Source organism: Inquilinus sp. KBS0705, from assembly GCA_005938025.2.
Taxonomy (GTDB): domain Bacteria; phylum Bacteroidota; class Bacteroidia; order Sphingobacteriales; family Sphingobacteriaceae; genus Mucilaginibacter.
In genome coordinates, this window is record VCCI02000001.1 from 1849533 (window position 1) to 1864518 (window position 14986).

Annotated in this window: 7 protein-coding genes; 3 read left to right on the plus strand and 4 right to left on the minus strand. The window is 45.6% G+C overall.

From position 1 onward, the window contains the following. Positions 1-78 precede the first annotated feature (78 nt). The 3 genes from FFF34_008110 (at position 79) to FFF34_008120 (ending at position 6457) form a co-directional block, all read left to right on the plus strand. Entirely contained in the window at positions 79-1272 is a 1194-nt protein-coding gene (locus FFF34_008110) for a DUF4974 domain-containing protein (GenBank protein ID TSD67345.1), read from the plus strand. Positions 1273-1516: 244 nt separating this feature from the next. After that, positions 1517-4942 carry a TonB-dependent receptor gene (locus tag FFF34_008115; GenBank protein ID TSD67346.1) on the plus strand — a complete coding sequence of 1142 codons (3426 nt, stop codon included), beginning with the start codon at positions 1517-1519 and terminating at the stop codon, positions 4940-4942. Positions 4943-5005: 63 nt separating this feature from the next. Beyond that, entirely contained in the window at positions 5006-6457 is a 1452-nt protein-coding gene (locus FFF34_008120; protein ID TSD67993.1) for a RagB/SusD family nutrient uptake outer membrane protein, read from the plus strand. Positions 6458-6579: 122 nt separating this feature from the next. Here FFF34_008120 and FFF34_008125 read toward each other — a convergent pair whose 3' ends face one another. The 4 genes from FFF34_008125 to FFF34_008140 all read right to left on the minus strand — a co-directional run bounded on the left by FFF34_008125 (position 6580) and on the right by FFF34_008140 (position 14590). Further along, positions 6580-7158, minus strand: coding sequence for a fasciclin domain-containing protein (locus FFF34_008125; GenBank protein ID TSD67347.1), 579 nt, complete (start codon positions 7156-7158; stop codon positions 6580-6582). Positions 7159-7574: 416 nt separating this feature from the next. Then, the gene (locus FFF34_008130) at positions 7575-10004 is read right to left on the minus strand and encodes an outer membrane beta-barrel protein (GenBank protein TSD67348.1); all 2430 of its coding nucleotides are present in this window, start codon (positions 10002-10004) and stop codon (positions 7575-7577) included. A 174-nt stretch (positions 10005-10178) separates the two neighbouring features. After that, positions 10179-12905, minus strand: coding sequence for an insulinase family protein (locus FFF34_008135; protein ID TSD67349.1), 2727 nt, complete (start codon positions 12903-12905; stop codon positions 10179-10181). A gap of 161 nt (positions 12906-13066) precedes the next feature. Then, positions 13067-14590 carry a glycoside hydrolase family 28 protein gene (locus tag FFF34_008140; protein TSD67350.1) on the minus strand — a complete coding sequence of 508 codons (1524 nt, stop codon included), beginning with the start codon at positions 14588-14590 and terminating at the stop codon, positions 13067-13069. Positions 14591-14986 lie beyond the last annotated feature (396 nt).

Genomic DNA, 14986 nt, shown 5'->3' on the forward strand with positions numbered 1-14986 from the left:
TCACAGATTTTGGTGTCATACTAACAAAAGCCCCCTAAAGGCTTTGTACACTACCAATTATTGAAACTTCTTTATTAAATGGAAACATCGCGGCTTAGGTTATCGTACCTTTTTAATTGCTATTATAACAAAACAGCAACGCCGCAGGAGCGCGATGAACTTTTTAAAATTATAGCCGCGGGCGAAAGCGACAAACAGCTATCAAACCTGATACGCGATGCCTGGGAGAGCCTGCACATTGACGCCCCTTTGTTTGATGCCCAAAAAACTGATGAACTGCTAAATAATATATTAAAGGCCGAAAGCGCACCAATAAATATAAACCGTAACAACACCCTTTTTTTGTGGTTAAAAATATCTGCCGCAGCTGCGGTGCTGGTATTTTTAGGCTTTGGCGCTTACCATTTTTTAGGAGACGGCGAACAGCCCGTTCAAAAAAAAATAGCTAAGGCAAAACCTGTTTTGCACGATGCACTGCCCGGTGGCGATAAAGCCATTTTAACCCTTGCCAACGGGCAAACCATTACGCTTAATAATGCCAAAAATGGCACCCTTGCCAAACAAGGCGGTGCTGTAGTTAGCAAAACGGCGGATGGGCAATTGGTTTACAATATTGCCGGTATGGCCGATGCCGCTATGCCTACTATAAACACCATTGCAACGCCACGCGGCGGCCAATACCAGGTTGTGCTGCCCGATGGCACGCGGGTGTGGCTAAATGCGGCATCGACGTTAAAATTCCCTACCCGCTTTACGGGCAGCCTGCGCCAGGTTGAAATTACCGGCGAAGCCTATTTTGAAGTGACTAAAAATGCGGCTATGCCCTTTAGGGTAAAAACGAGCCGCGCACAAATTGAGGTTTTGGGCACCCACTTTAATGTAATGGATTACAGCGATGAAAGCCTGATGAAAACTACCCTGCTGGAGGGTTCGGTAAATATTACAACCGGTAATGCTACCAACCGGCTAAAACCCGGCGAGCAGGCGCAGGTAAATGCCACAGGTAACACTAAAGTAGTTACCGATGTTGATGTAGACGATGAGGTAGCCTGGAAGAACGGCATATTTCAATTTAGGGATGCCGGTATCGATGTTATTTTACGCCAGGCATCGCGCTGGTACGATGTGGATGTTGTTTATAAAGGGCAAATACCAAAGCGCGAATTTACCGGCCGCATAGCCCGCAATGTTAAAGCATCCGAACTGTTGAACATGTTAAAATATACCGGCGTAGATGTGGGTATAGAAGGGAAGAGAATTATAGTGAATTAATTAACCAGCCAAAAATCAATATCAATTATACATCTATTATTAACCACTAAAAACACCTATGATGAAAGCAATACACCGACAGCGTTAAGCCACAGATAGCATACCCGCAGGGCGTATTATACTACACCTGTAAACAAAAAAACCGGGAAGTGTTTCGACCCACTTTCCCGGCTAATATTCGGGTATCGCAGTCAGCGCAATTGACGAATTGAAACTTAATGTTTAACCCAAACTTAACAAACTTATGAATTTTAATTCTAAGGCCACGCCTACGGCATGGTCTAAAATTTCCAAAATTATTTTGGTTATGAAACTCACTGCCATTTTAATAATTGCAGCCTTAGTTAATGTTAGCGCCAAAAGCTACAGTCAAATCGTTTCTATCAAAGAAAAGAATGTCTCTGTCGAGAAAATTCTGAGGCTGATAGAGAAGCAAACCAACTATCATTTTTTGTACGACAAGCAGGATGTATCAAAAGCCGGCGGTATAAATATTGATGTAAACAAAGTAACCATTGCCGAAGCACTTGACAAGGCTTTTGAAGACCAGCCACTCACCTACAAAATTTTTCAGGAAACCATTGTAGTTAAAAAGAAAGACGAAACCAGCACCGTTAAATTTGCTGCTGTTACCGTAACAGGTACGGTTAGCGATGTAAAAGGCCCTTTGCCCGGTGTTAGCGTTAAGCTAAAAGGCACCTCAACCGGTATTGTTACCGATGTTAATGGTAAATACAGCCTTACTGTACCCGATGGTAACGGCACATTGGTTTTTAGCTTTGTGGGGTACACCACGCAAGAAGTTGCCATTAACAACCGCACCACCATTGATGTAACCCTTGCCGAAATGCCACAGGCACTTAGCGAGGTAGTGGTTGTGGGTTACGGTACACAAAAACGGGTAGATCTGACAGGTTCTGTTGGTAGCGTTAGCTCCAAATCATTGCAGGAGCGCCCACAAACCAACCTTGAGCAGGAACTGGCCGGTAAAATTGCCGGTGTAAACGTATCTACCAACTCTGGTGAGCCGGGCGGTAACACACGTATACGCATACGTGGTTACAGCTCTATCAATACCAGTACCGACCCGCTTTATGTGGTGGATGGTATTGTTTGGACCGAAGGCGGCAACTCCATCAACCCTAACGACGTGGCATCTATAGACGTGCTGAAAGATGCATCGTCTACAGCAATTTATGGTACACGCGGTGCAAATGGTGTAATTTTAATTACCACCAAAAGAGGGGCTAAAAACAGGCCAAGCACTATAAGTTACGATAGCTATGTAAGCGTAAGCAATATGGCAAAAAAGATACCTGTGCTTAACTCTAAGCAGTTTTTACAGGTTGAAGACGAATCATATGCTAACATTAAAAAGTACGACCCTACTGGCTGGGCATCGGGCAAATACGCTGATGACGACCCGAAAGTTATCCGCACTGCCTTAATTGGAAAACTGTTTGATGCCAACCTTAACCCATTATACGATACCGACTGGCAAAAAGAAACTACACGCAGCGCGTATAGCCAAAACCACAACCTATCGTTAACCGGCGGATCGGAAACCACCAATTTTGGTTTGTTTTTAAACTATGCCGACGATCAGGGTATTATTTTAAACAGTTACCTTAAACGTTATAACGCACGCTTAACTTTAGATAACCAGGTAAAACCATGGTTAAAAGTAGGCGCTACCTTAAACTATAACGCGCAAGACCAACGCGCAGGTAACTATGGTACCGGTGGTAACAATATACCACGTATGTTAATTGAGATGATCCCTATCATCCCGATAAGATACCCTGATGGCAGCTACGGTAAAAGAACCGACTACCCCAACATGGAGGGCGGCGATAACCCGGTTGCACAAGCTAACGAGATACAGGAGCTGGCCAAGGTGCGCGTATTTAGCGGTAACGGTTATGCCAACTTTAATCTGCTTAAAGGGCTCGAATTCCGTACGGTGTTGGGTGTTACCACATCAGCCAATTACATTCCCCGTTTTGCAAGTGGTTTAGTAGGTGGTTCAACCGCCGATCAATCGTACAGCTCGGCATCAATAGACGAGTACAACAAAACCTTTTGGCAATGGCAAACCTATTTTACCTACAACACCAAGTTTAACAAAATACACAGCTTAAATGTGGTGGCAGGTGCCGAGCGTCAAAACTTTCAACAATTACGCCTGTACGGTTCATCGCGCAGCCTCACTGACAATTATTACCAGTATTACAATTTAGGTGCAGGTTCAATTCCCGGCTTGCCCATTTCAGATTATACCGCATGGCAAATGCAATCGTTTTACGGCAGGATAAACTATAGCCTGGCCGATAAATACCTGCTTACCGTAACCGGCCGTGCCGATGGTTCATCAAGGTTTGGTGAGAGTGTTAAGTACGGTTTCTTCCCATCGGCAGCCTTTGCCTGGCGCGCTTCGCAAGAAGATTTCCTGAAAGATAACAAAACCATATCCGATCTTAAATTCAGGTTAAGCTACGGCCTTACAGGTAACTCCGAGATTGGCCAGTACCAATCGCTTGCCAATATCAATACAACCAATTATGTATTTGGCGGCCAGCAAAGCATTGGTACCACCTTAAGAACTATAGGCAACCCGCTATTACAATGGGAAAAAACAGCCGAATATGACTTTGGCGTATCGTTCGGGTTGTTTGACAACCGCATTACCTTAGATGCCGACGCTTACTTAAAGAAAACACAAAAGCTGTTGCTTAACGCACCACTGCCCGAAACCAGCGGTTTCACCAGCGTGTATACCAACATAGGTAAGCTGCAAAACAAAGGTTTGGAGTTTACATTAAACACGGTGAACATTAAAACCAAAGATTTCACCTGGAACACCGCGTTCAACATCTCGTTCCTAAGCAATAAGATATTGGCTTTAGGTGCATCAAATGATGACATTTTCCTTGACCCTAACTTCTTATCGCAGTTTAACCTGATGCGTGTAGGCTTGCCTGCCGGTAGCTTTTATGGTTACAAAGTATTGGGCACATGGGGTACTGCCGATGCTACCGAAGCCGCTAAATACGGCCTGCTGCCCGGCGACTTAAGGATACAGGACACCAATGGCGACGGAAAAGTTTCTGCCGATGATAAAGTGGTGTTAGGTAAATCGATACCTGATGGTTACGGAACATTTACCAACAACTTTGCCTACAAAAACTTTGATTTGGGCGTTGAGTTGCAGTTTAACTACGGTAACCAAATAATGAACCTAACCAAACACTCGGGCCAGGACCGTACCGGGCAGGCAAACAGCTACGCCACCGTACTAAACGCCTGGACACCTGAAAATCAAAATACCAACATAGCCGAAAACAGACCTGCATACGTACGCTACCAAACCGAGATATACTCGACCAAGGTAGAGAGTGGCAACTTTATACGCGGCCGTTCGGTAACGCTGGGTTACAATTTCCCGCAGGCGGTTTTGTCTAAAATAAAACTAAGCAGGCTTAGATTGTATGCACAGGCGCAAAACTTGTTTGTAATAACCAAATACACCGGTTACGACCCCGAGGTATCTACCTACAACGGTAACGCCAACTTTAACCAGGGCCCGTCAAGCAACTTTACGCAAAACATACAATTTTATGATTACCCTAAACCACGCACTTTCCTGTTAGGGCTAAATGCAAGTTTTTAATTAATGTTAATACCTATCATCATGAAATTTAACTTAAAAAAATATAAGATCGTTTTATTACTGATGCTTACAGCCTGGGTGAGCAGCTGTAAAAAGTATCTCGATGAGAAAAACTACAGCAATTTTGATAAATCAAACTATTTTCAAAATGCAGGGCAGGCGCAAACATTTGTAAACGGTATTTACACATCGTTATACATGTTTCAAAACGGTGATGCCTATGGCGAAAGCCCTTTTATCACCATCGAGCTGTTTGCAGGGCACGCTACTTCGCTGGGCCAAAGTGTAAACAACAGTAACGTAATAAACCAGCGTACAGACGCTGTTAACCCGGGTTTTGAAACTGTTTGGCGCAACAGCTACTCGGCCATTGCCAATGCCAACCTGGCTATCGAAAAAATACCGGCTATCAGCATGCCCGATGATCAGAAAAAGAACCTGCTGGGGCAGGCCTACTTTTTAAGGGCTTTCTTTTACTATCACCTGGTAAGATTATACGGCGATGTGCCACTAATTACCAAAGCGGTTGAGGTAAACAGTCCCGAACTTTATCCGGAGCGTTCGCCGGTTAGTGCCGTTTACGACTTGATCATTAGCGACCTTCAAGCCGCCAAAGCATCGGGCCTGCCTAATACCGATCAAACCGGCCGGGTATCGCTTGGCGCGGTTAAAACTTTGCTGGCAAGCGTTTATTTAACTACAGCGGGCTTCCCTTTAAAGAAGACAGAGAATTACGCTAAGGCAGCAGCCGAAGCTAAGGATGTATTGCCTTTATACACTATGTTTGATAATTATGCCTACCTGCACGATAATCAGCATAAAAACCAGGGCGAGCTGATATTTCAGAGTCAGTTTTTGGTAGGTGTACGCGATAACCCTATACCGCAGCTAACCCTGCCGTTTAATTTACCTGTAGGTGCCTACGGCGACCACCTGGGGGCAATGATACCTACTAACGAGTTTTTTAACAGCTACGAACCCGGTGACCTGCGTACCCAAGAGCGCCAGTTCTATTTTTCAAGCTATCCCCAGTATGGCAACCCAAGCAAAACAGTAAACTTTGGTGTACATGCATTGTATAAATATTTCCATGTTGAAAGCGCCGCCAGCAGTGGCATCAGCGACGAGAACTGGACCTTTTTAAGACTACCCGAAGCTATGCTGATATACGCCGAAGCCAGCAACGAGGTAAATGGACCAACAACCGATGCCTACGCGCAGGTTAACGCCATCAGAAGAAGAGCTAAACTGCCCGCGCTAAGCGGCCTTACCAAAGACCAATTTAGGGAAGCCATTTGGAGAGAGCGCTACCACGAACTGGCTTACGAAGACAAAGCCTACTTTGATATACAACGCACCCACATGGTGTACGATGTTAAAAACAACAAGTTTGGCCCGGCTACATCAACCCCTAACGAGCAAGGTGTAACTTTTAAAGAACAATACTACCTGTGGCCTATACCACAACGCGAAATAAGCACCAACAACAAGCTAACCCAAAACCCGGGCTGGTAATTAATAGATTTATTTAAGAAAGAGGCCGCCCCATAAAGGCGGCTTTTTTTATGTGGTATTAGTAAACAAAAAAGCCCCGCTAACATTAGCGAGGCTTTTTACATAATTATTAAACTGAATGTTTACTTGGCTCCAGCCGGTAATAATATACCGTTAATGCCATTTACAACGCCATTGGCACCAATTAGATCGTAAAGGGTTACCTGGGCGCTACTACCTGCCGTGTTGGTTAACTGCAGCTTGCTATCCTTAATGGATAAGGTTAGCGTTTGCCCATCTAAAGTAGTTAAAGTGGCTTTACCTTTACCCGCGTTTAAGGCTTTAATAATATCGGCTTTGGCATATTTACCGGTAACCACGTGGCCTTTTAATATAGCAGCAAGTTTAACCGGGTCCTTTTCAAGGCTATCTAATTTGCCTTTACCTAAATTATCGAAAGCGATATTATTTGGAGCGAATATCGTATAAGGTCCACCTGTTTTCAGGGCCGAATCCAATCCCGCGGCTTTTACAGCGGTTAATGCTGTAGAGTAGTCGGCGTTACTGGCCAGTGCACCAACAACATCACTTGCACCATCGGTGGTGGTGGTAGTTGTGGTAGTAGTGGTTGTCTTTTTTGTTGTGTCTGTTTGTGCAAATACTTGGTTGGCAGCTGCGCTAAAAAATAATACTGCACCAACCATAAAAAGGGATTTTTTCATGTTAATTCCTGTTATGATTATTAAATTATTAATTTGGTTAATGCGTAAGTTTTTTATCTATATCGTTGCCTTTTTAATCGTTAGTTACAATACAACGGCAAAAAAGCAAAAATTGTTTACGGAAGAAGATTTTTTTGATTGGAAAAAGTGCCGTTTCAGATAAAGTAATTGGTTTACAGGAAGCTGTAAGCGCTGTGAAAAGGGTCGTTTAAATTTTGTCCCCTCAGGGTCTCCTGAAAGGGACCCTGAGGTTGTATAATCCTCAGGGTCCTCTGCGAGAGACCCTGAGGGGACGGAATTTCTTCATATATCGTAATATCATTTATTAACCCCTTCCTCCTCCTTCCCCAGGGAAGGAATCGCACATGCCCCTGGCTCTTTAAAACACCAACCACTCACTATTCTCCATTCACCACCTACCCATTCCCTACCCGTTCCATTTCGTCGGCTGCGCTGCCGCCGGTACGTTTGGCGGTTTTAAAGGTTTTACCAAAGCGGTAGGTGAACGATAGTGTAACCACCCGGGTATCACGCCGCAGCATAAAGTATTCGGTAGCATTTGGGAAGGTAGTAAAGCCCTCCATAGCGTTGGTGTAAAACAAGTCGCGGGCGGTAAGTTTAAGAGTGCCCTTTTTGTTTAATACGGGTTTGGACAGGCCAACCGATAGCTGCCCGGTTGGGTAGGTAACCTCCTGTATATCGTTACGGGCACGGGTGGTGTAAAAGCCCGATATTTCGCCTACGTAACCCTTGCCCAGGGTAAACTGGTTAACCGCATTAAGGTTTAACTGGCTTATTTCGGTAGTGTAAGTGTTGCCGTTAAAGCCCTTTAACTGTTTATGGTTAAAAATGGCCTGCGCCGTAACCGCCCACCAGCTAACGGGGGATACCGATACCGCTTCGGACACGCCCAGGTTATATACGCCGCCCACATTGCCCTGTGTATACAGCAGTATGGCGGGGTCGCTGGCATCGGATAGGAATATCTGCGAAAAATAATTCTGTATCTTACTATACGATACCGTGGTAGTGAGCAGGTTTTTATATTGATGGCTCAGCTCAAAGTTCCAGCTGAATTGCGGCAGCAAAAACGGGTTACCCGTGTTGTAGGTGTATTTATTGATGATAAAGTAAAAAGGATTGAGGTTTTGAAAAATCGGGCGGTCTATCCTACGCCCGGCGGTTAACGTAAAGCTGTTTGCGGTGTCGGCCTGGTAACTTACATACCCGCTGGGGAACAACTCGCCATAATTACGCGAAAAGGACGAATCCTTATGCGTGGCATTACCCAACTGGTTGGCATCATAACCCGTGTGCTCGTAACGCAAACCAAACTGGGTGGTTACTTTGCTGAACTTCTTTTCAAGCGAGGCATAGGCCGCGTGTATATTCTCTTTATATATAAAGTGGTTGTTTTTGCTGTTATCCTCTACATACTGGTTACCAATTAAATTTTGGTAAGATGCCAGGTTATCGGTATTGGTGAAGGATGATTTCCAGCCGGCTTGCAGCGTGGCATCCTTTTTCAGCCTCAAAGTATAATCGGCCTTGCCCGAACTGATGTTTATTTTGGTTGGGATGGTACCGCGCGATATCTCGGTATAGCCGCCCGGTGCCAGTAACTGATTTTTAAAGGTTTGCTCAACCGGTATGTTATAGTTTAAATAATCAAGGTCTACGGCTATATCCTGGTTGGCTGCAAGGCTGCTGCGCAAATTGGCATTTACAGCCCCATTTTTAAACCTGTTAGTGCTGGAGTTGGTGGTAACAATGGCCGAATCCACCATATTGTCGGCATCCAGCCAGGTGGCTTTGGCGTTGTTGCCGCCGGTGCGGTGTACCGCCGTACCCGTTAGTACCAGGCCAATAGTAGTTTTCGGAGTTATGTAATAATCCATACCGGTTTTTATGGTATTGTTAAGGCTGGTACCCGGCAACCACGACGTTTGGTTTAAAGTAGCTGTAACGCCGCCATTGGCATCATAATACTTACGCAGCGCATACAGGTCGGTATAGTACTTTACATAGTTTAGGCTATAGTTAAAAAAGGCGTTCACCTTGCCTGTGCGGTAATTTAACACCAGGCTATTGGTGTTTTTTGGGTAATGCCCCTGCCCTAACGATGTGGTGAACGAACCGTTAAAGCCCTTCACCTTGCTCTTTTTTGTTTTTATATTGATGATACCCGCATTGCCGCTGGCATCGTACTTAGCCGTAGGGTTGGCTATCAACTCTATCTGCGATACCTGCGTGGCGCTCATACTGCTCAGCAAATTATTAAGGTCGCCGCCCGATAGGTAGGTGGGCTTGTCATCTATCATCACCAACACGCCTGCCTTGCCTTGTAAGGCAATACCACCATTCTTATCTACCGATACTCCGGGCGACCTTTCGAGCACCTCCAGCAGCGTTAAACCGGTGTTACTTACCGATGCAGCGACATCAAGCACCACCTTGCCCTGCTGATGGATAACCATTGGCGTTTTTGCCGTGATGCTTACCTCCTGCAGGGCTGTATTGGATGGCTGCAGGCTAATGCTGTCCCGTCCCTCGGCAGGGATGCGGTAAGTACGGCTAATTTTGGGCTGATAACCTGTATAGGTAATACTAAAAGTATAATCGCCGGCGGCAAGGCTGTTAAACTGCACAGCACCATTGGCATTGGTAACAGCGGTTTTTAGCGTGTTATTGTGCTGTAAAAGCTTTACGGTAGCGCCATCTATTGGTTGCTTTCTTTCGTTTACTATACTAAGCAAGAAGCTATGGGTGCCTGTCGAATTTTGGGCGTATACACCGGCAACAAGCAATTGCAATACGGTAATAAGGGTCAATTTCAATTTATTCACTTTATCTCAAAAAAACATTGATATATCAACAATTATGCCTTGGATGTAAAATGCTGATTTTTAACGATTAAACCCATACCTACTGTAAATTAATGTTCGCATACGAACGGTTGCCGTACGGCTGCGATGCAGGTATAAAGCAAAGAGGCCGCCCACTGGCAGCCTCTTTTGTTATTATTTTATTTCTTTACCATCGGTGTCCAAAAACTTAATGGTGCCAATATCCAGGTCGCGGATGCCTTTTTCAATTTTTTCGCGGTCGCCTACTATCAGCCAGGTCAACTGATTTGGTTTTACCACGGTGTTTGCAGCATCGCGAATATCATTTACCGTTAATTTTTGCAATATACCGGCATAGTTTTCGGCATAGGCGGTACCTTTACCATATTGTACTATGTCCAGTAAAAAGCCCAGTACCCCCGAGTTAGTTTCCCAATCGCCGGGCAGGGACAGAATAACACTATTCAGTTCGTTTTTAAACTCGTCATCGCCTACCGGTTTCTTTTTCAGTATTTGGTTAAGTTCTTTCTGTATCTCTACTGTACTTTCCTTTGTTTTATCGGTTTGTACGGGTCCGTAAGCATAAAACAAGCCCGGCCCTTGCGTTTTATATATCCGTGAACCGGCACCATAGCTCCAGTGCTTATCCTCGCGCAGGTTCATATTCAGGCGCGATAAAAATGTACCACCCAGTACATTGTTCATCATGCGCATGGCTTCCTGGTTAGGGGCCGACCCCGATGGGGCCAGTTCGGCAGCATAAATAATTGATTGCGATGCACCCGGCTTATCTATCATGTACACAACGGGCTTGCTTATTGGCGCCACCTCGCCAATGTTTTTTGTTGGTACAGGGTGCGCCTTCCATCCTGCAAAGGCTGTTTCTAACTGTGTTTTCAGCTCGGCTTCGGTAACATCACCTACTACCACTACATTGGCATTGTTGGGTGCAAACCAGGTATCATGGAAAGCCGAAAGGCTTGCCCGTGTCAACTTCTGTACGCTGGCCTCGGTACCCGTACCTGTTAAGGGATTGCTATAGGCATGCCCCGCGCCGTATATAAGCGCCGGTAAAATACGCAAGCCTAATGCGTTAGGGTTAGCTTTTTCCTGCTGTATACCCAATACGGTTTGTTTTTGCACACGCTCAAAATCTTTTTGCGGGAACGATGGGTGCAGCAACAGGTCGGCATATAAAGCCAGCGAAGCGTTCAGGTTTGATTTTAAGGCACGCATACTGGCGTAGGTAAAATCAATTGAATTGCTTACCCTAAAGCTGCTGCCCAGGTCGCTCAACAGGTCACTTATCTGGGTTGATGTTTTAGTGGTAGTACCCTCGGCCATTACCTTGCCGGTAAGCGATGCCAGGCCCGGTGCGTCCTTATCTGCCGAGTAACCCGCGTTAAAGCTGGTTATAATGTTTACTACGGGTACGCTATGCTGCTCGGCCAGGTAAACCTTTAAACCGTTTGCCAAAGTAAATTGCTTAATAGCCGGGAATTTGGCAGCCGGTGGTGTTGGCGCGGCGGGCATCACGCTGCGATCAAGCTTACTATCGGTATTGGTGTAGTTACCATAAGGCAGTACCTTAAGTACATATTCGCCATCGCTTAACCAATCCTGCGCCGATTTTTTAATATCTGCCGGGGTGGCTGCTTTTATCCAGCCCTGTATAGTTTTATAAAAATCGGGACTGCCACCAAACGTTTGCGACTGCGAAAGTATATCGTTTGTGCCGCCAAAGCCGCCGCTATGTTCTATGCCATTTAAAAAACTTACAAAATAACTGGTTTTGGCACGTTCCAATTCGGTTTCGGTAACGCCGGTGGTTAATACCTTCTGCAGTTCTTCGTTTATGATCTTGTTTATCTTATCTACGCTAACACCGGGTTTGGCATCGGCACCAATATAAAACTGGCTGCCTATTTCGCGGTCATCCACCCCACTAAAAACGCTGCTGGCCAACTGCTCATCATAAACCAGGCGCTTATACAAACGCGATGATTTACCTGTGGTTAAAACGCTGCTTAACAGGTCAAGGTAGTTCACATCCTTTGTGCCCCATTGCGGTACGTTCCACAATTTTTGCAGGCGGGCCTGCGGTACCCTGTCCTGTACAACCTGGGTATGGGTGCCGGTCATTTTCGCTACCCATGCGGTGTGCTTGGCTATTGGCGGGCTTGCCGGTATATCGCTGAAATATTTTTTTACCTTTTCGTAAACCTCGTCGGCATTTACATCGCCGGCAATGCTTACAATGGCATTGTTGGGGCCATAGTATTCTTTAAACCAATCCTTCACATCGGTTAACGATGCCGCGCTCAAATCATCCAAACTACCAATTACCGACCAGGAGTAAGGGTGCCCTGCCGGGTAAGTACTTTTAACGGTCAGCTCCTCCATAATGGCGTAAGGTTGATTATCGCCCTGGCGTTTCTCGTTTTGTACCACGCCGCGCTGTACGTTTACTTTTGCACTATCCAGCCCGTTTAGTAAATAACCCATGCGGTCGGCTTCCAGCCAAAGCACACGGTCGAGCCCGGTTTTAGAGAAAGTTTCAAAGTAGTTAGTGCGGTCGTTATTAGTGGTACCGTTATTATTGCCGCCGCCTACGGTTTGCATTACCTCGTCAAAGTTTTTCCAATGCTCGGTACTTGTAAACATAATATGCTCAAACAAATGCGCGAAACCCGTTTTACCCGGCTTTTCGTTTTTGCTGCCCACATGGTACCATATATCAAATGCCGCCAACGGCACTTTATGGTCTTCGTGAACAATAAGGGTAAGGCCGTTATCCAGTACGTACTTTTTAAACGGGATATCGATGTTGGGGTACTGCTTTTTTTGAGCTGATAATACCGCCGGTACGCATACCAGCAGCAGCAATAGTAGTTTTTTCATGATGATAAGGTCAGTTTGGATAAAGATAATAATTGGGGATTGTTTATCAAGCGGTTAGGGCGGAAATATTAAATCGGTGTTTAACTCACCCCGACCTCGTTAAGTCGCTCGTCGATCCTCTCTGCTACACAAAGAGGGTGATAGCCATACCACCCACACCCTTAATTTTGCAGCGACGGCGAATTTTGAATGTTTAAATTGGTCACCTTATCAAATACGGTAAGGGTGTTGCCCTTTATCACGGGCACCTTAAAATGATCCAGATCAAGCCCGTTCACATCAGTAGCGATGATAGCCGGGCGCTCATCGGGTTTTAGGGTAGTAAACGAGACATGATCCAGCTCTACATTCTCGGCATGACGAATAAATAAGCCGTAGGCCGGGTTCATCCCCAATAAAAAAGGTTCGGGATAGCCGCGTTCCAGCTCGGGGAAGGGTTTAAGGCCCTGCGCTTTAGTGCCGCCGCCTTTATATTGTACGCTGATGTTTTGCAGTTTTACGTTTTTAACCGGGTAGCCCGGCGCGCCGGTTATTTGTATACCGCTTAGTGAGTCGGCACCGGTTACCATAATATTACTAATGAATATGTTTTTAACCACACCCATTATTGTAGTGGCCCGCGGGCCGCGGTTGCGTTTGCCCAGGGTTACATAAATAGGGTAATGCGCAATATCCATCATGGTGATGTTTGATACGATAATGTTATCCATTATACCGCCGTCTACCTCCTCTAAAGCCAGGCCATTGCAGCTGCGGAAGGTGCAGTTGGCCACCACACAATTCCTAAAGCCACCGTTAGATTCGGTTCCAAACTTAATACGACCGTTGCTCCAGCCGGCCTTTTGGGGCACCATGGTGCCATCAAGCAGGGAGCCCTCTTTAAAGCCCGACACCTGGCAATTGCTTATTACCAGGTTCTCGGTAGTCATGGGGCGGTTTAAGGCGTATGAGCTTTTTGGGCAAATGGCATCATCGTTAGGCGAGTTTACCCTGCAGTTGCTTACCAGGGTATTGGTACAGCAATCAATATCAATACCGTCGCGGTTGGTATCAATAGTTAAATTATCCAGCGTAACCATGTTGCAGCCTGTAAGCAATATGGCAAAGTGCCCGCCATGAAATATAGTGACATCCCTTATCAGTATATTGCTGCTTAGCTTTATGGCAATGGCCTTATCGCCCGTCCCTATGGATCCGCCGGTGGGGTCGCCTTTGTTCTCGTGGTCTTTGCTGGTCAATCCTCCGCCATCAATTTTGCCCCGCCCGGTGATAGATACATTGGTAAGGTGCTCGCCCCATATCAGGCTGTTATGGAAATAGGTATGCCCGCCATCCTGGTAAGCCGTGTCGGGGAAAGCCTCAGCTTCATCGTAAGCCTTTAATTCGGGTGCGGCGCCTAAAATAGTGGCACCGGCATCAATAAACAGGTTGATGTTGCTTTTTAAGTGTATGCTGCCGCTTAGATATGTACCGGCAGGCAGGTAAACCGTGCCCCCGCCTGCCCGGGCAGCGGCGTTAATGGCCCTGTCTATAGCCTTATTGTCTAACTGTTTGCCATTCCCCTTAGCGCCATACGCCATTACATTATAAAAGGCGTTAGCTGCTGGCATAGCCACTTTTTGGGCCGATGCCGTTACATTAACTAATAAAAAACTATAAAGCAGGTATTTGTAAAAAGCTTTCATAAGGTGGTGTTCGTAATGTCTCTTAGGTTTTAGTTCTATCTTCAAAGCCCGGCCGGTTGTTCTTGTTTATGCGGGCTGGTATAGGTTTAGGTTGTGGCGATACGAGCCTGCACTAATGTAGAGATAAATCGGGAAAAGTTGGCAGTCGTTTCCCTCTTCTTGCCGCTAAAATTCAAGGCAATTGAAATTAAAAAATGGATCAATAGTTTTAGACGTAAAAGCCGGCATGCATACTTATTGCTTGTTTATATCATAAATATTTTTATATTAGTAAACCCGACACCTGCAAAAAAATGGAAAAATTCATACAGGGACCTGCAATTTCCTGCAAAATTCTACACAGGGAAGTGCAAAGCTTAAGTATAAAAGCGCCAACAAAGGCATTTATTGGCTAAA